The organism is Algoriphagus sp. NBT04N3, from assembly GCF_019443765.1.
Taxonomy (GTDB): domain Bacteria; phylum Bacteroidota; class Bacteroidia; order Cytophagales; family Cyclobacteriaceae; genus Algoriphagus; species Algoriphagus ornithinivorans.
This window is the reverse complement of record NZ_CP048415.1, coordinates 879,214-901,110: the sequence shown is the minus strand read 5'-3', so window position 1 is coordinate 901,110 and position 21,897 is coordinate 879,214. Positions and strand designations below refer to the sequence as shown.

11 protein-coding genes and 1 pseudogene are annotated in these 21,897 nt (G+C 38.3%); 2 read left to right on the top strand and 10 right to left on the bottom strand.

Going from position 1 to position 21,897, the window contains the following annotated elements:
* Window positions 1–37: 37 nt before the first annotated feature.
* From GYM62_RS03905 to GYM62_RS03895, 3 genes are all read right to left on the bottom strand, one after another.
* The gene (locus tag GYM62_RS03905; RefSeq protein ID WP_219958390.1) at window positions 38–871 is read right to left on the bottom strand and encodes a hypothetical protein; all 834 of its coding nucleotides are present in this window, start codon (window positions 869–871) and stop codon (window positions 38–40) included.
* A gap of 77 nt (window positions 872–948) precedes the next feature.
* On the bottom strand, window positions 949–2,388 hold the full coding sequence (locus tag GYM62_RS03900; RefSeq protein ID WP_219958389.1) for an MBOAT family protein: 1,440 nt from the start codon (window positions 2,386–2,388) through the stop codon (window positions 949–951).
* 60 nt (window positions 2,389–2,448) lie between these two features.
* Window positions 2,449–11,490, bottom strand: a complete 9,042-nt coding sequence (locus GYM62_RS03895; RefSeq protein WP_219958388.1) for a PKD domain-containing protein — start codon at window positions 11,488–11,490, stop codon at window positions 2,449–2,451.
* A gap of 372 nt (window positions 11,491–11,862) precedes the next feature.
* Between GYM62_RS03895 and GYM62_RS03890 the strand changes: the two genes are divergently transcribed.
* Both GYM62_RS03890 and GYM62_RS03885 read left to right on the top strand, forming a co-directional pair.
* The gene (locus GYM62_RS03890; RefSeq protein WP_219958387.1) at window positions 11,863–13,305 is read left to right on the top strand and encodes an MBOAT family protein; all 1,443 of its coding nucleotides are present in this window, start codon (window positions 11,863–11,865) and stop codon (window positions 13,303–13,305) included.
* 1 nt (window position 13,306) lies between these two features.
* Window positions 13,307–14,218 carry a hypothetical protein gene (locus GYM62_RS03885; protein WP_219958386.1) on the top strand — a complete coding sequence of 304 codons (912 nt, stop codon included), beginning with the start codon at window positions 13,307–13,309 and terminating at the stop codon, window positions 14,216–14,218.
* Window positions 14,219–14,320: 102 nt separating this feature from the next.
* Here GYM62_RS03885 and GYM62_RS03880 read toward each other — a convergent pair.
* From GYM62_RS03880 to GYM62_RS03850, 7 genes and pseudogenes are all read right to left on the bottom strand, one after another.
* A pseudogene (locus GYM62_RS03880) lies at window positions 14,321–15,821 on the bottom strand (IS66 family transposase).
* 191 nt (window positions 15,822–16,012) lie between these two features.
* Window positions 16,013–16,357: an IS66 family insertion sequence element accessory protein TnpB gene (gene tnpB / locus GYM62_RS03875; protein WP_219958385.1), complete on the bottom strand. Its 345-nt coding sequence runs from the start codon at window positions 16,355–16,357 to the stop codon at window positions 16,013–16,015.
* Between the two features lies 1 nt (window position 16,358).
* Window positions 16,359–16,637 (bottom strand): IS66 family insertion sequence element accessory protein TnpB, encoded by a 279-nt coding sequence (locus GYM62_RS03870; protein ID WP_219958384.1) that lies wholly within the window; start codon window positions 16,635–16,637, stop codon window positions 16,359–16,361.
* A gap of 321 nt (window positions 16,638–16,958) precedes the next feature.
* Window positions 16,959–18,143 (bottom strand): aminotransferase class I/II-fold pyridoxal phosphate-dependent enzyme, encoded by a 1,185-nt coding sequence (locus GYM62_RS03865; RefSeq protein WP_219958383.1) that lies wholly within the window; start codon window positions 18,141–18,143, stop codon window positions 16,959–16,961.
* 1 nt (window position 18,144) lies between these two features.
* The gene (locus GYM62_RS03860) at window positions 18,145–18,750 is read right to left on the bottom strand and encodes a sugar transferase (RefSeq protein WP_304504260.1); all 606 of its coding nucleotides are present in this window, start codon (window positions 18,748–18,750) and stop codon (window positions 18,145–18,147) included.
* A complete protein-coding gene (locus GYM62_RS03855; RefSeq protein WP_219958382.1) occupies window positions 18,747–19,991 on the bottom strand; it encodes a glycosyltransferase family 4 protein in 1,245 nt (414 codons plus the stop codon). Before GYM62_RS03855 ends, GYM62_RS03860 begins: the two co-directional genes overlap by 4 nt.
* Window positions 19,988–21,895 carry an alginate lyase family protein gene (locus GYM62_RS03850; protein ID WP_255590538.1) on the bottom strand — a complete coding sequence of 636 codons (1,908 nt, stop codon included), beginning with the start codon at window positions 21,893–21,895 and terminating at the stop codon, window positions 19,988–19,990. The genes GYM62_RS03855 and GYM62_RS03850 overlap by 4 nt, the downstream gene beginning before the upstream one ends.
* Window positions 21,896–21,897: the final 2 nt, after the last annotated feature.

Below are 21,897 nucleotides of genomic sequence, written 5' to 3'. Positions count from 1 at the left end.
GTTTGTGAAGCTCTAATTCATGAATGTTTTTATGGGACTACATTTTTTGATAAGACTTGAGAAAATCAATTATTTCCTGAGTGAAAATTTCTGCGCCTCTATCAATTAAATGATTTGAATCGTGGAAATATTCCCCTTTCTGGTAAATGGGATTTTGAGATTGATAAAGATAAATGCTTCCATATGAAGTTACATTTTTAACTCTTTCGACAAATCCTGGATTGAGGTTTTTAAAATTTGGAGGGAAAATCACCACTAAATCGATGGCATTCTCTGCGCACATGGATTGAATTTTCTGAAAGGATGAAATTCTACTTTCCAATTCATCCTCAGTAGAATAATCAATGTTGTTATCAAAATAGATCTGATTAAACCTCTCATCCTGAAAAGATACAGGCATAGAGCCATTAGAGGAAAGACTATCATATTTCGTAAAGGTCTGTTGACCAAAATCAAAGGTAGACTTGCTTACTCTGCCCAATGCAAAAAATTTGGAAAGAAAGGTACGCTCTCCTCTTGCGATAAACTCATTATTTATGGTTGAATAAATAGAAAGCGGATAGAGTTGATCTAATCTAAATTCCAAGGAAATATCTTCTTTAAAAGAAGAATTATCGTCCATGGTAAGTAAAATCAGATCAGGTGGATTTTGATTTTCAAGGTAGATTCTAAGTAAGAATTCATGAAATTCAATATTGGATCCTGGATATGAAAAATTTAGAGTTCTTCTATTCAAACCTTCTTCGATTTTTCCTGCGAGTAAATTCCTGGCACCTCTAGAAGAACCTAAAATAAGAATCTCTTCATCAAACTTTCCTTCTAGTGCATGCCTAATCCTTTGATCAATTATTTGATGAGGATTCACTAACATGGGAATGAAAAAAAGTTTGTCCACTAAAAAAAAGATAAGTCCAAACAGAAATATATTTTTCAGAAACCTTTTCATCATCAAAACTGGAAATAAATGAATTCTTGTTCGGCTGTGTTAGATAGGAATAAACTAGTTATTAAAATCATATAAATAGCCCATCTAACTGGTTTGGGCGAATAATATGCTATCCTCTCCAAACCAAAATCCCCGGTTCTTCCAGTCCATTCAATTATTAAAAAAACGGCAATTAAACAAAACGTAAATATTGGGAATAACTCAGGAAATTGAAATAAGGAGGTCGAACCAATTTCTGAAAGAATAGCAAATGCCTGGCTTACGTTATCAGCCCTAAAGAAAATCCAGGCAAGAGTAGTCAATAAGAAGGTGATTAAAATAGAAATTACATCCTTTACAGAAGGGAGAAAACTATTAAGAGCGACCACATCCAAATTTCTTCGATTATTATTAGTCAAAAGAAGTGGAAGAAAAAAGATCGCGTGTAAGAATCCCCATACAATAAAGGTCCAATTAGCTCCATGCCAGAATCCACTTACTAAGAATATGATAAATGTATTTCTTATCACCATCCATTTGCCCCCCCTACTACCTCCGAGAGGTATATACAAATAATCTCTAAACCAGGTGGATAGAGATATGTGCCATCTTCTCCAGAATTCAGCTATATCTCTAGAGAAATATGGAAAAGCAAAATTTTTCATCAGGGAAAACCCAAACAGCCTTGAGGTACCTATTGCTATGTCTGAATAACCTGAAAAGTCACCATATATCTGAAAACTGAATAGAATGGCTCCAATTAATAATGTACTTCCTGAATAATCCTGATGATTGGAAAAAATAAGGTTTACATATTCTCCGCATTTATCAGCGATAATAATTTTTTTAATAAGTCCCCATAAGATTTGCCTTAAACCATTTACCGCATCTGCGTAATCAAATTTTCTTTGATCATAGAATTGAGGCAAAAGATTAGATGCCCTTTCAATAGGCCCTGCAACCAACTGAGGAAAAAAACTGATGAATGCCAGAAAAGCAATTATATCGGAAGTTGGTTCAAACTTATTCCTATAGATATCAATGGTGTAACTTAAAGTCTGAAAAGTATAGAAACTTATTCCTACAGGAAGCACAATTTCGAGAAGGCCCTGATTAATTGGCATTCCGAACCATTTGAAAGCAGTAAGAAAATTATCCAAGAAAAAATTAAAGTACTTGAAGAATCCTAGTAATCCCAAATTGACTACAATACTGATAAAGAGCAGAAAATCACGTTTTTTGGATGATTTTTTTTCTCTACCTAATTGCAAGCCGACGAAATAATCTACGAGAGAACTAAATACAATTAAAAATAAAAACCTCCAATCCCACCAGCCATAGAAAACATAGCTAGAAGCTAATAGGAGCAAGTTTTGCATCTTCACTTTTTCCTTACCTATCCACCAATAAAGGCAAAATACGATCGGAAGAAAGATTGCGAAATCTAGAGAATTAAAAAGCATTTCAGGGAATAAAGGCTAAGCTTTTTATGGGTAATTGTTTGAGGCTGCTAAGAAAATAATTTACCTGATCAAAACAAAGACTCCCGATCGATCAACCTCTGTACCTGTCCTGGTAACAAATTTTGCTCTATAGACATAATTTCCATTAAGAGCAGGCTTGCCTTTAAATGTGCCATCCCAACCTTTGGATTCCAAACTATTAGTCTCAAAAATGAGCTCACCCCAAGTAGTAAAGATGTAGAATTCCATGGAAGCAATTCCTCTATGTTTAGGGATAAAATACTGGTTTTTGGCCCCATCAGGAGTGAAAGCATTAGGAATAATGATAATATAATCGTCGAATACTTCAATTATTCTTTGAACTTCTGAAATACATCCGAAACTATCTACTGTAGTCAGTTTAACAAGGAATTGACCGGCTTCCTGGTATTGGTGAGTAGGATTTCTCTGGGTACTTGTGGTACCGTCCCCAAAGTCCCAATTCCAGATAATTGCATCACCTTGGGAATTATCCATAAATTTCACTTCCTCCAATGCTTGAACATCGCTATTGACAATAGGAGGATTTCCAGGTAATTCAATTTGGTAATCAAAATCTGCAACGAGTTCGGTAGTAGCAATAACTACAGCAATTTTTTCTATTGGGGTAAAACAGTTAGCGCCTTTGAAGCCAGCCTGAACCGTATAAGACCCGTTTGTTTTAACAGATGAAATTTGATCCAAGCGAAGAGGTGCACCCGTTGGAGAAACTATGACGTAGTCAAAAACATTAGGATTATAACCCTCAATAAACTTTGTCAAATCCACTGATTGATTAGGGTCACACACAATACTTGGATTTGAAACTTTCAGTGTAGGTAGTGGCCTCACTGATACTTTGACTTCTTTTGGTTGAGGTGGACAAACTCCCGGTCCTGTAACCATGACAAAATATGAATATGGATTTGACCTTGCCGGTAAAGAAGATATACTTAAGGAGTTCGGGTTAGAAGAAGAATAGGTTGCTCCATACTCATCAGGTGCAGCATTCAGATTTACCCTTCTCGTCAGGTCTTTATCATAATACCACTCATAAGAAATAGGAGAGACTGACTGAGAGAAAGTAGCCGATAGAACTGCAACTTCCCCTTGACAGATAGTCACATCCTGAATAGTGATAGAGGTAGGTTCATCAGCCAGATTAATGGCATCACTTCTCAAAATACATTGATTTGCATCAATCACTTCAACTTGGTAATCACCAGCTGCCAACCCAGAAATTGTAAAGTTTCCAGGATTGTTCAAATTCTGACTTGACAATAATATACCTGAGCCATTTAGCAGCCTAATTGTATATGGTGCAGTACCACCTCTCAATTCTGAAGTAATTTGGCCATCTTGAGAATTACAACTTGAAGGGCTAATAGTGAAATCTACAAATTCCAATTTACCAGATGGACCTAAAACCTCAATTGGATTGGTAATTTCAGTTAGACAACCAGAGGAATTTCTTACAGAAATCAAGTACGAACCCGGGGCGAGTCCTGATATCAATCCATTTGGATATTTGGTAAATGCGCCACCATTAAGACTAAACTCTAATTGGCTAATGTCTGCTGCAGTAAACTGTATTTCCCCTCCTTCTCCAAAGCATTGTTCATCTTTCTTGGTGAAGGTAACTTCTGGTGCCCTATCAACTTTAATTTCTACTCTTTTTTGATCTCCTTCACAAATGCCCTCTCCTGCCACAGTAACAAACAAAACTTGGGTAGATCCACCTGCTAATCCATCTAGTTGGATAGAACCATTTGCATCAATTGAGATAGTAACACCCCCTCTTGTAGAACCATCACTCAATAGATTGGAAGGAGAAATTGAGTTCCAATACCATGAGAAGATTGCATTCGAGTTAGAAGGATTCACCTCAGGGTCAATGACCGCTATTTCTCCTTCACAAATTACAAGATCGTCTGCAAGGATTTCGGATGGACCATCAGTAATAGAAAGCACGCCGGTTGAAGAAACTTGGCAATTGGAAGCATCTGTAATTACGATATCATAATCTCCAGGGTTTAAATTATCAAAACGGATATCATTATCACTGGTGTTTGAAGTAGATAAGACAGAACCGTTTTCCAATAAACTAACAACAAAGGCAGCAGTTCCGCCAGTCCATGCAATATCGATATATCCATCTCCACTGCCACAAGCACTGTTTTTGGTTTGAACATCTACAATTATTAACTCCTCGGGCTCTTGAATCTGGAAATTGTAAGTTTGAGAATTACAACCGATAGAATTAGTAACTACAATATTATAATCTCCAGGCCCAAAATTCAATGCATTCAAAGCCGTTTGAGTTATTGGTGCAGCTCCATTAATACTATACTCAAAATCTGTTTCCCCACCGGATACAACCTGAATTTTTCCATCAGCTGCTCCAAAACAAGAAATATTATTTTGCTGGAAGGTAGGCGATGGAGAAGCTTTTACTTCAAACTCAAACTCTATTTCCTGACTCGTACATTCAATAAAAAGATAATAAGTATAAGATCCAGCCGGAAGTCCGCTAATATCAAGCCCAAGAGTAGTATTTACCTCAGTAAACTGATAAGTAACACCGGAAATTGCAGGGTCATTTCCTTCTGAAATAGGATTTGTTTTGTTTGGCCCTTTGGACCAAATAAAAGAGGAACTGGCAGCATCAGATACTGTATTAATAGCTTCCAAGCTAATATTCTCTCCTTCACAAATATCAGTTATTGCAACTGGGCTGTATAGAGGGTCATTTTGCTCCGTGATTTCAAAATCAAAAACCTCTGAACAATTTCCAGAATCGGTTACAATAAGAAAATATTTACCAGGTGACAAGTTTGAAATTCCCTGTTCATTACCAGAATTCAAAATAGCTCCAGTAGGTGAGTCCTTCCTCCACTCAATTTGATAATTACCCCAGCCACCAGAAATTTCTATATTAGAAATGCTACCATTAGATAAACCACAAGATGCACGCTGAACGATTACATCAGGACCTATCGAAATTGGACCATCAGGCCCCTCGACAATTATGTCCTCTAAGATAAATTCACATTCAAAATCTCCCGTTTTGTCTCTAACTGATACTGAATAATTGCCAGGAGATAGATTTTCAAAAAGTGGGTTATCCTGCCATGCCCCGCCATTAATAGAAAATTCCAGAGGAGGATTACCACCTTGGATATTTGTAATTAATATCTTTCCGTTGGCCTCTCCAAAACAAGTGACATCTGTTATTTCTGCTTCTGCGCTTATCGCCGGAGATACTTCTATAATGGCCTCTTCTGATATGGTACAGAATTCAGCGCCTGATAATTGGATATAATATTTATGTTCTCCTGCAGGTAGGTTAAAGACAGTCAGAGCTCCGCTCTGAGCATCGATTTGGTACATTACCCCTGAGCCGTTTGGATCGAAATTAGAGGATATTTGCTGGGTCAATGAAGAATTTGAATACCATCTAATTTCTGGAAGGTTTCCTGAAGCGGTAGTAATTTGAGGACTTAATACTGCAGAATTCCCCTCACAGATGAAATCTTCCAGTGATTCTAACTGTATCTCAGTACCCTCATTGTTAATCAGGGTAAACTCATCAGGAAGATCAATCAAACAGTTGTTGGAGTCCCTAATAGCTATGGAATAAGAACCAGGACTTAGGTTTGCCAAAGAAAACAAACCTTGGTTTTCACTAAAGGTAAATTCATTTATTGGCTTATTATTTATCTCCACAGAATATGGACCCACACCACCCTCAACAGTGAAAGTTAATGTACCATTGGAATCTCCACATGTTGGATCTTGGAAAGATCCCTTGGTGTAAATCAATTCCTCAGGTTGAGTAATTTCCAATTCTTGCTCGGAAAAACATCCAGTCTGTGAATTAGAAATCATGATAGTATAATTTCCGGCAGGAAAGGACTGAGATTCTAATTGACCTTGTGTAAGAGGGCTACCCCCATTTACCACATAGGTGAAATTAGGATCAGAGCCTGCGCTAACTTGAAATTTTCCTGTAGTCTCTCCAAAGCACAACACATTTGTAATTTCAAATTCAGGTGCAGGAAGACTGTTTACCTTGGCTTTAGCTTCTACCAATTCACCGGTACATTCAATTTTTAGGAAAAATGAATAATCCCCTATCGGTAAGCCACTGACAGTAAGCTCTAATGAATCACCAATAGAGTAATTTATATTTGAGTCATTTGGATCAGGCCCATCATTAATAAGAATTGTCCCTGCTGCATCCAAATACCAAGTTAAACCAGTAGGAGCCGCTCCGCTAACGGTCTGTACAGGAATTAATATCACATCCTCTCCTATACAAACTTCCTCTTCAGTAATAGCTATTTTTGGGTCAGGAAGTTCACTTAATTCAAAAGACTCCGACAGATTACAGCCTCCCTCATCGGTAATTGATAAATAATAAGTACCGGGAGCTAAATCAGTCAAGGATAAAACATTCGAAGCTATTGGAGCTGAATTAGGATCATTAAATCTCCATTCTATTGTATAGTTGCCATAGCCACCTATAATTTGAATGTTAGATATTTCTCCATTTTCTAAGTCACAACTAGAAGAAATAACTACAGGATCATCATTGATTTCTAAAGGAGAAGAAGGTCCTATAACTGTAAATGTTTCAGAAATAGAACAACCTTGGTTTGTTCTTACTTCCAAGGTATGTTCTCCAGCACTTACATTTTCAAAAATATTATTTGTTTGGAAGGCTCCTCCATCCAAACTGAACTCAAACTGGCCATTTCCACCAGTTGCATTAGCAGTGACTGATACTCCTTCTCCAAAGCAAATTTCTTGATCATAAACTAAATCAATCTCAAGAGGTGGGGTTACAACGATGGAAACAGGTTCAGGATCTATTGGACAAAAATCATCTCCTGTCACATCTACATAATAAGTGACGTTCGATCCGGATTTCAGTCCTGTTATAATTAAATTTTCTCCAACCAAAGAATAGGAAACTGTCGGATCATCACTGTCCGGACCATTGCTGATAAGTTGGTTTTTTTGCTCATCCTTATACCAGCTTACTGTTCTAGGCAATCCCTGAGAATTGATTTGGGGAATAATTTCTACCGTTTCACCTTCACAAGTTTCAATGTCTGATAAATTGATTTCCAGTGCAGCTTTATCATCATTGGCAATAACCGCATCAAATATATCGCTCAAACAGCCTGCTGTATCCATTGCCTGAATGACATAGCTTCCTGCTGCCAATCCAGTAAATTGGAAAGAGTCTGAAGTATTTAGCGTATCGATTTTATTTCCACCAACTATTAGAAAAACATCAAATGGGCCTTTACCACCTCTCACTGAACCACTTATTTCACCATTATCAGTCCCACAAGTGGATTCAGTCAAAACAACATTCTCAAACTCAACTTTTTCAGGTTGTAAAAGCTCAGCAGTTACATATTCAAAACATTGGGTAGCGGTATTTCGGACAAGAATAGTATAGGGGTTAGTTTGAAATGAAAGACCTGAAAAAGTACCCGTAGAATTAATTTCACCAGTTTCAGTTAAGGTATATTCATAGACCTCAGAAGCATCTGCAGCAGAAGATTTAGTAACCTGAATCACTCCGTCATCACCACCAAAACATGTGATATCAGTGGTAGATATATCAACTTTTGGAGTAGGGTTAACTATGATTATAAAAGGAGAATCTGGCTGGTCACATGCATTTTCAACCCTAACTGCAAATTCATGTCCTGCTGTGTTAGGGCTTAACCCCTTAAATGTAGCTGTTAAACCATCGTTGGAAATTTCAATTATTCCACCAGCAACAGACTGTCCATTAGTTAATGGGGTGAAATTCCCACCTGTATTTGTACCCCAAATGTAAGTAGGGTTAGCTACTGGGACTCCAGGATTAATAATTGAAATTTGTGCAATATGATCATCACCCTCACAAATAGTAGCATCTGACGGGAATCCAAATTCTGGATCTTGCTGCACTAATAGTGAAAAAGTCTGTGTGATCTCACAGCCTTGATTATCAGTAGCCTTTAATGAATATTGACCTCCCTCTAAGTTTGAAATCCCTACTTGTCCTCCTCCAAAATCGGAAATTGTCGGATTGGTATTTACAGTTCCGGCCGAAATATTGGTAAGCTCATAATTATAAAACGGGAAGGCAGTCAAAGGTGTTCCCCCTGTAATAACCCAGGAAATGCTGCCATTTGAAGGTTCACATTCAGGGTCATTTTCTTGAATTGAAGAAATGGAAATGGCTGTTGGTTGATTAATCAAAACATCAGTTATAGTCTGACAATTTGTTCCATTTTCATTTACTGTTCTGATGGTATATTCTCCCGCCTTGAACCCAAAATTTTCCAGTGAAGATTCAGAGTCAAATCGTGTTGTTCCAAAACTACTTCCATCATAAAGAGTACCATCTACATAATACACGTAGCCTGAAAGATGGTTTTCCACAAGTATAGAGCCTGTATTGGCATCAAAGCAATTTGCATCTGTAGTAGAGAAGGTCGCGGCTGGCAAAGGATAAACCTCGATATCTGTACTTGTAGTTAGACCAGTACACTCATCAACTAAATAAAAGGTATAGGTCCCTGGATCAAGTCCCGTAATGGAGAGACTAAAATCGATAGGATCGATTGTGTAAACCCCGTTATTAGTCAAAGGAGTGCCGTTTGGATCATTCAGGAACCATTGTAGTTGGGTACTTTCAACTGAACCTGTAACGGTGTTAGTAGGAATAATAAGGAAAGAATTGATTAAACCAGCGTTATCTTCATAGCAAAGGGGAGATGGGCTATTTACGGAGTAGATTGGCCTGGAAATTAAAGGAAGATCAGCAGTATTATCATATATACATTCCTCATAAAGAACATCTTGTGAGGCATGATCCCAGTTGATTATGGCTTGTAAACTTTGGGATGAGGAAACTAAAGCATCTGCGACTGAACTCGGTATGGTTGTAGTAAAAGTAACTTGATCACCTGGCATAATTGAAGCCAAACCAAAATCTGAGAGCGTATATTGACCAATAAAAACTCCATCCACATAAAAGGAGATAGGTGTATCAACAGGAATGGCGGCTGTTGCATCGCCAATCGCATCACTGGCGTTGGTGATCGTTACTTCAAATTCTATAGTTTGATCCGGAGAAGGACAGATATATCTACTGGATAGAATTTCAATCTCTGCATCCATTAAATTCACCCCAGTCGTCTGGCAACCCGCATCATTATAAAGTGTGGTTTGAACCAAGAAGTTATTAAATGGTAATTCATCCGCTTCCAAACAGCCAAATGCATTGAATTTTGGAAAATAGAATCCAGAAGCTTTTCCATGATTAGGTTGAGGAGTAGGGATCGTTAAGTCCTGATTCACATTGAAGCTAAAATAAGCGTACTGGTTCCACACCTTTCGGGCCGGAGCCCAAGGCTTGCTTAAGGACTTGTATACTACCATAGCGGCAGTTCTATCCAATGGATCAACTCCAAGTGCACGTTCCCTGTCTGTAACAATAATTTCTGCTTCCCCATCCAAATCCACATCAGCTACTATGGCACCTTCATTAGCTGTCGCAGAATAAGAAATGAAAGTTGATTGATTAGCTCCTGTTATTCCATCAATAATTCTAAGATTCGTTTCATCTCGGTATACAAGATCTTGTCTCCCATTTTGGTCAAAGTCAAACATGGTGATGTAAGTATGACCAGATTGATCATTTGTAGGGATAAATCCAGAAGCATTCCAAGTTCCTACAAAAGAATTACTTGCCGCATTATAGCTTAACATCCACAATCTCTGAGGAGTATTGAATCCTATATTTGGATTTTTATCGCCATTCACATCACCGATGAAAGCAAGACTGATCGCTATATCATTTGATGCTCCAGTCCCGTCCTGAATTACTCTCAAGGCTCCATTATTTGCCCTAATAGGCCCAGAACCTGTGGGTAAAGTCCAAACATACAGCTGCCTAGAATTGGGCATAAGACCATCTCTTGCTGTAGTCACCACTATGTCTAACTGTCCGTCTTTATCAATATCTGCAATGGATGTAAACCCATCTCTCATAAACTGCCCATTAATATTGGGGGCAAATACAGGAGTCATAGATTTTCCTGCGATATCTACATAATAGACAGTATTACCAGCAGCTAATTCGAGATTTCCACTATTATTCAAATCAGCAGCAACACTGACTGCTGTTGTTCCCGCATACAATTGATCGATTGGCCCTGGGCTTATTTGAGAAATACCTTGCCCCATATATTGTGTGGTATCAGAGGGATTTCTCAGCATACCACCATCTACTATGAACTCGCCTGTTCTGGCATTAAAAATTTCATTGTAGACATAAACTTCCGGTGTACCGTCCGCATTAAAATCCGCAACAGCAGGCGCCGCTCCCGACGGAAATTTATAACGCTGCAAAACTCCTGGATTTAATGCATCAATCACTAATTCTTTGGAGCTCCATGGGACATTTCTTCCATAGCTTTCATTAGAGGTCCAAGCCCTTGTAAAGCCGGCTCCATTATACCTAAAAGCCACTAATTTACTGGCATCAGAACCATTATCCGGATCCCATGAAGCAGCTACTATAATTAATGGACGTCCTCCATCTACTTTTGCAAGTACAAATTGCGAAGGTGCCTCAATGGAATAGTAGGGTGTTATGATTCTTCCGATTTGATTCAACACTTCATTTCCTGAAGCATCAGTCGCCATTTGATAAACTAATATATCTTTTGTTCTAGAGGTGATATATGGTCTTCCGTATCCGTCATCATCACCTCCAATGTTTTCTTGTTTTGCCGGAATTAATATTTCAGGATATCCATCACCAGTCACATCTCCTACCAGGGGCATCACCAAATCAATAGTTTCCGCTCCGGTCCTGGCAGCTTCTCTGATTGAGAAATTATTGACAAAGTCCGGGACAAAAACACATTCAAAAGCTGGGGGAAAATCTACTGGCGAGTTGGGAATCGTTTGGGTAGCTTGAGCAAACAGATTCTGAGTATTGACCAGAAATAGCCATACCACAGAAAAAAATCTTAAAAATATAGTGAACTGTACAGATTTTCTCATGAAACGCCCTTGAAACTCCTTTTCATAATCTTTTACCGATCTTTTCAATCATCATCCAAAAGACTATATCCTATTTTCCACCGTCAGGATTTTAATTACGAATGCAATTACGTAACCCGAACCGATTTCAATTATCAAATATAATACCATTAAAGCCATTAGTCTAAAAAACAAAGGGTAAATCCCGGATCAAATCAACTTTAGAAGTTTCTACTAAAACATTTGGAATAGATTCAAATGCTTGTTTGGAAAAATTTAGAAAAGAGGTATTTTTGCCCCTGATCTAGAAATCTCGTAGGATTACCGAACTTTCAAATTAACCAATATTCTTTGGCTTGATTCACTCTAAAGCCTCTGTATTCTCTACCCCTTATGCTTTTCAATTCTCTTGAATTTGCCGTCTTTTTACCCTTAGTTTTTTTCGTTTATTGGATCATTCTCAAAGACAAAACAAGAGCTCAAAATCTATTCATCGTTGCCGCTAGTTATTTTTTTTATGGATGGTGGGACTATAGGTTTTTATATTTAATCATTTTTAGCAGTTTGTGTGACTTTTACCTCAGTAAAATCATATATCAAGCCTCTTCTCAAAAACAGAAAAAAGCAGCTCTTTTAGTCAGTATTTTATTGAATCTTGGACTGTTATTCTTTTTTAAGTATTTCAATTTCTTTCTAGATTCTTTTGAGGATGCCTTTTCATTTTTTGGGAATCCTATCTCTGTAGATAGAATGACGATCATATTGCCCGTGGGAATCAGCTTCTATACTTTTCAAACATTGAGCTATACTATCGATGTCTATAGAAAAAAACTGGAGCCAACGAATAATCTGGTTTCATTCTTGGCCTTTGTGAGCTTTTTCCCACAATTAGTTGCAGGTCCCATTGAAAGAGCTAAGAACTTACTTCCTCAATTTGAAGTTAAAAGGGATTTTAATAGATATGAAGCCATTCTGGGTATTAGACAAATACTTTGGGGCTTGGTAAAAAAAATTGTCATAGCTGATACAAGTGCAGTTTTCGTAAATGAAATCTTTTCAAATCCAGGGTCTCACAATTCTTCAGCTTTAATTATAGGAGCAATATTATTTGCTTTTCAAATTTATGGAGACTTCTCAGGTTATTCTGACATCGCAATTGGAACAGCAAGGCTTTTTGGGTTTTCCTTGATGAAAAACTTTGCCTATCCATACTTTTCCAGAGATATCGCTGAATTTTGGAGGAGATGGCATATTTCTTTGTCTACTTGGTTTAGGGACTATTTATATATACCACTGGGAGGTAGTCAGGTAGGTCTTACTAAAAAGATAAGAAACATCTTGATCATCTTTATTGTCAGTGGTTTTTGGCACGGTGCAAATTGGACTTTTATATTTTGGGGATTATTGAATGCCCTCTATTTTATCCCCTTGGCACTAACTGAAAAAAACAGGAAACACTTAGAGATAATTGCAGAAAATAAACTATTTCCAAAACTATCTGATTTGGCAAAAATGATCTTTACCTTTTGCCTGACAACAGTGGCATGGATATTTTTTAGATCAGAATCAATTTCAGAAGCATTTGATTATTTATCAGGTATATTTCAGGGAGATATATTTTCAAGACCTTCTATCGCCGACTTTAACAGTGTGGTTAAATTACTGGGATGGATAGTTATCATCACTGCATTTGAATGGGTACATAAGTCCAAAGATTTCCCTCTTGAAAAACTTAGACTTCCCCGTTTGATCAGATGGAGTCTTTATTCTTTATTAATTTTGATGATAATCTCCTATTCAGGTCAACCACAGGAGTTTATTTATTTCCAATTCTAAAATGAGTCATTTCACTAAATATATCGGATTTTTCCTCCTGTTTTTCCTAGCTTTCTCGTTGATTGGTTTTACCTCCATCAATTTTCTAATTAATAAAAGGGGAAACTTTGATGCCAAAGAAAGCTACTCTACATACATTATGGGACATTCCCATGCTGAGTTTGCTTACAATGATACCTTAATCACTAACACCAAAAATTTTGCAAACTCAGCTGAACCTTACTTTTACACCTACTCTAAACTTAAAAAACTAGCCAGCCAAAATCAGGAATTGAAATATGTGCTTTTAGAGTTTTCAAACAACTCAGTGAGCAAAGCAATGGACGATTGGATTTGGGAGCAGCGATATCTCGATCACAGATTTACCTTTTATGCTCCTTTTTTAAATTTAGATCAAATTGCGATATTAATTTCCAATAACCCAATCATCAGTTTGGAGAATTTTTTCAAAAGCTTAGCTAATAATCTGTGGAAAATAATCAGAGATGATATTGACTATATCAAATACTTTGGGCAATACTCGGCATTAACCAGAGAGATGCCAGAAGAACCAAAGGTGGATTACATTTTAGAAGATCAAAGCGAGATTTCAGAAAAAAATCTGAAATATTTAGACAAGATTATTTCACTGTGCAAAACCCATAACATCAAATTAATTTTGATCAGAACTCCTCAACATGAGAGTTGCAGTGAGTTGGCAAATGAAAAGACTTTTCAAAATATTTATGAAACTGAGTATTCAAGCATTCCTTTTTTAGATCTTCAAAACTTCCCACTAGAAATCAAAGATTTTGCTGATGTCGAGCACCTGAATAAGAATGGAGCCATGAAAATTTCAACTTGGTTAAATGGCAAAATTCAAAATGGAGCAATTTATGCCCTTAATCCAGGGATTACGTCATATTTTCCTTAGTAAAGGGTAGAAATAAAAAAAGCTGACTCCAATAAAAAGTCAGCCTTAAGCCTTAAAGATTTTTTTGAAGCAAATATCGTATCCATCCGAGAAAATGCGTCTTTACTCTGTCTGATTTTTCACTAGTGACAGTTTGTAATTTTTCGGCAGGAGTTTTTCAATTTTTTGAATGTTGGTGTCCATGATATGGTCGAAGACGTACTTGAGCCACTGTTGTGGGTTGACTTCTTCGGTTTTACACATGGCAAAAAACGAGTAGATCATTGCTGATCGCTGTGCGGCGTCATGTGAGCCTGCGAACAGGTAGTTTTTCCGGCCCAAGGCTATCGGCCTGATTTTATTTTCTATGGCGTTGTTGTCGATTTCCAGCATTCCGTCCATCAGGTAGTTAGTCAGCTCTTCCCACCGCCTCATGGTATACGCCATGGCATTTCCGATGGCGCTTTTTGGAAGTGTCTGGGCATAGTTTTCGGTAAGCCATTTGGAGAAGGCATCCAATACGGGCAGTGCCTTATCCAGCCGGTAAGCCTTCCTGTCCTGTGGGCTTAGCCGGTTTTCCCTGCAGTGGGCCTCTACTTCATAGAGCTTTTTGATGAAGGTGAGTGCCAGCTCTGCCTTTAACTTGTCGTTTTGCTGTGCATCGAAAAATTCACGGCGCGCATGTGCCCAGCAGCAAAGCTGGGTCACTCCGTCCTGTCTTCCATATTGGCCATAGACGGCATAGCCATCGCTTTGGAGATAGCCTTTGAAGCCTTCCAACAGCTTTTTGGGTGCCTCCTTGCCACGTCCTTTTTGGTAATCAAACAAGACACTCCCGTCCATAGGGTTATGGTACACCCAATAATAGCCTAGGTGCGTTTCTTTCTTTTTGGTATGATCCAGCACTTTGATAGTGGTTTCGTCCGCCTGGAGGTATCCTTTCCCGCGGGTGTCTTTTACCAGCCAGTCGTAGAGGATTTCCAGCCGTTCGAGCCCCTGTCTCACCCAGCCGTCCAGTGTGGAAGCCGCGATGGGGATGTTTTCCCGTTTGAAGCGCTGCAGTTGCCGGTAGAGGGGCAGGTGGTCCACATATTTGTCTGTCAGGATGGAGGCCAGCAACCCTGTACCTGCCCTACTTTTGTCGATCAGGCGGGAAGGAAGCGGTGCGATGGTTATCGGGGACTTGCCTTCCTGGGCTTTGGATACATATTTATACCGGATGTAGCGGCGGATGATGAACTGGGCCGGCTTGTAATCAAGCTCCTCGGTGATTTCTTTGCCGATGCAGGTCATCTCCTCCAGGTTCCCCTCCGGATACAGCTCGATCTCTTCCACCGGAAGATGTTCGGGCAGTTTTGTCCTGCCCGGATGTGAAGAACCGGATTTCCTGCGGACATACTCCACCTTTTCGGTCAGCTGCTCTTCCTGCTGCTTCTGCTGCTCGGCAGTGGCTTCAAAAGGAAGGCTCAGCTGGTCGGGGGGATTCGAAACGTTCCCGCTTCTGGCCGAAGAGTGTACGTTGGAACTTGGCAATGATCCCTTCCAGCTTTTCGATACGCTGATCCCGCTCGCCCAACAGGGCGATGAGTTCGGCTTTGTTCAGCTGGTCCAGGGGTTTGTTCATGCACCGAAAATAACAGCCTGAGAGGAGCTGTCAAAGCATTAGTTTCCCACATGGCCTGTGGACAAGTAGGTACGCGGGATGATTTTTGTCTGAGAGTCAAAAATCTGCCTCCAGCATCCAAAAAGGGACTTTAAGAATCAAAAACCTGAACAGAAGTCGATAAAAAACATACAAAACCCTGAAAAAAATCATCAGGGTTTGGTGTATCTGGGAAGCTGGCGGGAATCCAGTACCTTGATACCTTCGACCATCAATACCAGGGAGCTCCAAGGAAGTTTACCGCCTTTCTCCATTCCCTCGGGCGGCTGAAAGATACCCTTTTCAAGACGTTTGTAATAGATCACCAATCCCCCGCCTTCCCAGTGGAGCAGTTTGACCAGCGTACGGCTGCGGTTCAGGAAGATGTATACTTCCCCGGACAGCGGATCCCGGTCCAGGCTATTGCGAACCAGGCCGCTCAGTCCGTCAAAACCTTTGCGCATGTCCACTGCCCCGCCGTAGAGGAAGAACCGGTGGGAAGACCCCAGCGTGAACATCTTACCAGTTGATCAGTTGGCGGATCTGGGAAAGGTCCTGTATGCCACGGACCGTCACTCCGTTGGGAAACACCACTTCCAGTCCAACGGACTGAACAGGGGCAGTTACTTCTGTAAATCCGCCAACAGGAATTGCTGAAGAAACATTGACTTTTCGGTACCAATAGGAAAAGGTGGGCAACTTGATGTTCTCACGCAGACAGAATTCCCGCTGGGTAAGGCCGCTAGAATTGAAAGAAGCTACTGCCGCTTCCATTTGTTGTTGACTTGCTCTTTTCATAGGTTTGTTTTTGATGCAAACCTACTGGGGCAAAACAACTCAGAAAATATGGGGTTGCTCGGGGGGATACCAAATATCGATTACTTCAATGTTGAATATTCTATTATCTGTTTTCTTGCCAAAGAAAGGAAATCTGGCTTAGCATTAGCACAAAGGATCAGAACCCGATTGCTTAGGTTCCCAATCGGTCAAACAATGAAAATATGACAAGGGGTAAGATTACGGATGATTAGATTCTATTAATTCAATCTATATTTTGATGAAGTTTTGATTCTACATCAAATCATCCAATAAATAATCATAAACTAACTACAAGTTATTTTAGTGACTTAGCATCAAAATATTATTTATCGCACTCTCAATTCTTTCTTTTTCTTCCAATGTAAGACTGGAGCCACTTGGAAGACATAAGCCATTTTGGAAAATATCAGAGGAAACATTCTCGCCTACGTAAGGAAATTCTTTAAAAACCGGTTGCATATGCATTGGTTTCCAAATTGGTCTTGATTCTATGTTTTCCTTTTCAAGAGCTAGCCTTAAAGCTTCTCTGTTTTTAGAATCAGTTTCCCCTTCAATTAAGATGGTTGAAAGCCATCTGTTTGAAAAATAACCTTCCGGTTCTTTCAAAAATGAAAACTGAGGGAATGATTTGAAAATTTTTTTATAAAACTCAAAATTCTCTCTTCTTGCATTTATTCTGTTTGAAAGTTGTTCTAATTGACCAATTCCGATAGCAGCTGAAACATTACTCAATCGGTAATTATAACCAATGGTCTGATGCTCATAATGGGGTGCGTCCTCCCTTGCCTGAGTGGATAAAAACTTTGCTTTATTCACCCAGTCCTGATTCTTGGAGGTTAGCGCTCCTCCCCCGCTGGTGGTAATAATTTTATTTCCATTGAAGGAAAATACTCCAATTTCACCCCATGATCCGCAATGTTTAGAGTGTAAGGTGCTTCCAAGTGCTTCTGCAGCATCTTCAATTATTGGAATTCCGTATTGATCCGCTATCCTTTTTAATTCAGGCATATTAGCAGGCATACCGTATAAATGAACAGGGATAATTGCTTTTGGAAGTTTGGCTTTTCCAGAAATTTTATTGCCTTCAGCCGATAAAAACTCGCCTTTCAAGCAATTATTAATTGCCTCTTCCAAATATTCCGGAGACATATTCCATGTTTCTTTTTCACTGTCCACAAAAACGGGAGTAGCGCCTTGATACCTGATTGGATTTGCAGAAGCAGCAAAAGTTAAAGACTGACAAATCACATAATCATCGCTGCTTACTCCTAAAAGAATTAAGGCTAAATGAATAGCTGCTGTACCAGATGAAAGAGCAACGCAGGGTTGGTTTTGAGAAAACTTAGTTAACTCTTCTTCAAATCTTGAAATATGTGGGCCCACAGGAGCAATCCAATTTAACTCAAAAGCTTCTTGAACATATTTAAATTCATTATCTCCCATATGGGGAGAAGAAAGCCAGATCTTGGGCTTATTTGATTCCATATTAATTTCCTTTGAATTTTTCTACGGTGACAGACTTGGATGAGGAAGCTCCTTCCCTTTGGAATACTTTCTGAACTGTCAACATTAGAATTTTTAAGTCCAATAAAAAACTGATGTGATCCACATAATAAACATCCAACTCAAATCTTTTCTGCCATTCTAAAAGATTTCTACCATTTACTTGAGAAAGCCCTGTAATGCCGGGCCTAACTTCATGTCTTCTAATTTGGGTGGGGGAATACAATTCTAAATATTCTGTCAACAACGGTCTAGGCCCAATAAGACTCATATTTCCAAGGAGAACATTAATTAATTGAGGTATTTCATCTAAAGAAGTTTGTCTTAAAATTTTCCCAAACTTCGTAGTTCTTTTATGATCCGGAAGTAAAATTCCAGATTTATCCTTTTTGTCATTCATGGTTTTAAACTTGATGACCTTAAAAAGCTTGCAGTCTTTACCTGGTCTGATTTGAAAAAAAAAGGGCTTGCCTTCGTTCAAAAAATAGAGCACCAGAGTTATTGTTAAGAAAACCGGAAAAAGAATAACTAAAGCGATGAATGAAATAAGTAAATCAAGCAGCCTTTTAAAACCCAACTTATAAATCATTGCTTTTCTAAAACCTTTTCTTTGATCAATTGAAGGTACTTGGAAGATAAAATTTCACGATCAAAATGCTCTTTAACAAAACTATATCCATTTTCCCCTTCACTTTCAGATCTCTTAGGGTTATTAATATAACTACTAATTACCTCATGATAATGGGCAGCATTTTCAGGCTCTACGTAAGAGCCCGCCTTTGCATCCTCAACAAGATCTTTACTAACTCCATCTATTGCCATGAGAACCGGTTTCTTACAAGACATGTAATCAAATGTCTTATTTGAATAAATGGTTTTGAATGTATCTGCTTTTTTCAAGATACTAGCTCCCATATCCGAAGCTAAAATGTATTGAAAAATCTCTTTTTTAGGAACAGGATCTAAAAAGATTACATTTTCAATTTTCCGATTTTGTTTTTCTTCAAGAAGGAAAGGTTTTCTCATACCCATTCCAATCATTACAAACAGCACTGGAGAATCTCTTAGTAGTTCTGCAACATCGAATATTTGTTCCAAATGATTCGCAACACCGTGGGCTCCTACGTAGGTAATAATAAATTTTTCTTCCCAGCCCATTTTATTTCTAAACTCACCTGCATTAAAAGTATTGAGGAGCTGATCAGAGATTCTAAAATCTGCCCCATTAGGAATAAAAATGATCTTTTCTGGATTTACATTCTTCTCCTCGATCAATTTCTTTCGAAATGCCGGTGTCAATACATTAATCAAATGAGCCTTTTTATAAATAAATCCTTCCAAAGAATAGGCTAGCTTGATCAAGTATTTGTTGGTCAAAACTTTAGTATCGATCGCAGATTCAGGCCATAGGTCCCGAACCTCAAAAATGAAAGGGATCCTTTTAAATCTACTGATCAAGTATCCACTTATTCCGATAAATAAAGGAGGAGAGGTGACCAAAATGAAATCATATTTCTCTTTACATAAAAATAAGCCGGCGTATGTAGATGAAAATGTAAAGGAAAAATACCCCCATAATCTTCCAATAAAACTTGAGTTGTATGACTCTGAGACATGGGTTCTTACAACCTTTATCCCACCCTGCATTTTCCTCCTGAAGAATTTTCCTTTATAATCTTTTCTCTTTTTAGTCCCATTATAATGCACCATGCCAGCCACAACTGTCACCTGATGTCCATCAGAAATCCAATTGGCTGCCATTTCATTAAATCGGGAGCCCCCTGGATCATCTTCTTCTAAAAAATACTGATGAATTAAGAGAATATTCATTCTGGACTATAAACTATTGTTGTTTGGATAAAATTTGAGTGGATTGGTAAGTAAAGTCTATGGATAGAGTGATATTCTCCATAGTATTCGCTGGAAAATCCTTGGTGTAAATCTGAAAGATTATCAGAAAGTTGAAAATCAGGGCTAGTTTTAATATTCAATTTACTAAAATCTTCAAAATTCCACACTTGAAATGCATTTATTTGAGCAGGAACATTTTGAATGGTATCAATTATCTCCCATTTATATTCTCCCTTAATTTTCACAACCTTTCTTAAGTGGGTGCAATTTCTGAAAAGAAATCTAAAAGCTGAAATTTTACCCTCAAAATCCCAAGAGTTCTCCTTTTCTTTTAAAGAGTGTCCTAAACATTGGGTCCAATAATACCAAATGAATCTACTTCCCTTCAACATCTGACTTTTTTTATCGATGGTGACAGTATTATGACCTATTGTTCCTTCAAAATTCTCTTTTAAATCAGGTGGACAATTATATCGGTAGGTCCCAGAATCCATCAGGATATTTTCACCTTTCACCCATATATCCAAATGCAAATTATCAGCTTGTTGAGGTCTATCCTTATGGCTTCCGCATCTGATAAAGGTCAAAGTATCTCCATCACGAATGATAAAAAAACCGCCAATCGGAAATGAATAAGAACCGTCTTGTCTTTGGACTGGAGGAAATTGGAAGGTTGGGCCCTTATACCCTCCTTCCCACCAAAACCAGTCATCTCTGTGACCATTTTTATAAAATGGCTTGCCAGTTAACAAAAGATGCAAAGCATTTAGTTGTGGCCTATAATCCCTGAAATTCTGATTAGTCAGCGGGAAAAAAAGAGCTCCGTCATTTGCCCCGTAATTAGGCAGAAAGCCAGTTTCTTCATCCTGGCTTAATAATAAAAATTTAAGTGAATCATAAGCCCTCTCAAATACTATCTTAGAAAATGGTTTGCCATGTATTTCACTTAATCTGATACCTAAAGTCAATAATTGGACTACCACCCTGTGGTAGTTCATACTGAATTGTAGAAAAGTACCATCTTGGTAAACCTGATACTCAATTTCTTCTTCAAACCATTTCCTTCCTTCCAAAGCCCATTTTTTAGTCTCTGGAATAAAAGGAAACAACCAGTTGCTCACTGCAAGAAAGAGCGTTTCTGTAATTGCGTGATTGTTTCTAACAGCAATTCGAGAAAAGTTGATATGGTTGTAAACATGATGTAAGGACCAATAAATTACTGTTTGAATTTTAACCCAAAATTCTTCGTCAAATTGTGGGGAGTATTTATAAAAGTTTAGTGCAAAACACCAATTAAATATTCTAAGTGAAATTTCCTGACTGCATCTCCAATTCGGGCCTGAATTGATGGGATTCTGGGAAATCCAACTACATATTTCATTCTTTACCCACAATGAATGGTCTTCTCCAGAGATTTGATCATGTCGAATCACTTCCAATAAGTAGGTGAACCTTGATTTTTCCCAGACATATTTGATATCACCTAATTCAGGATCGAGATCTGGTATCTCACTCCAGTGTAATTGGTTTGAGAACTTTTTTTTAGAAACGGGGTGAGTGATCCAGTCATAATTTGGCCCTAAATTATATTCTTGATGAAAAAAAAATCTAAAAATCCCTTCTTTCATCTTACTAATCCGGTCAGCAAGTTCAGGGTCATGAGCCAATTGTTGGTTAAACGAACTCCTGGATTCAAATAAAAAAGCAGGACTTTCCTTTTTCCAATTATCCCACGAAACAAATGAAATCAACTCTTTGCTTTGTGGATGCCTCTTTTTTAGAATTCCAGTCCTTTTTTCCAATTCATGAAAAACCCGGTATTTGATATACCGGGCCCCCATATTTTGAATAAACTGAAATGCTAATTGGATTTTTTGAAACATCT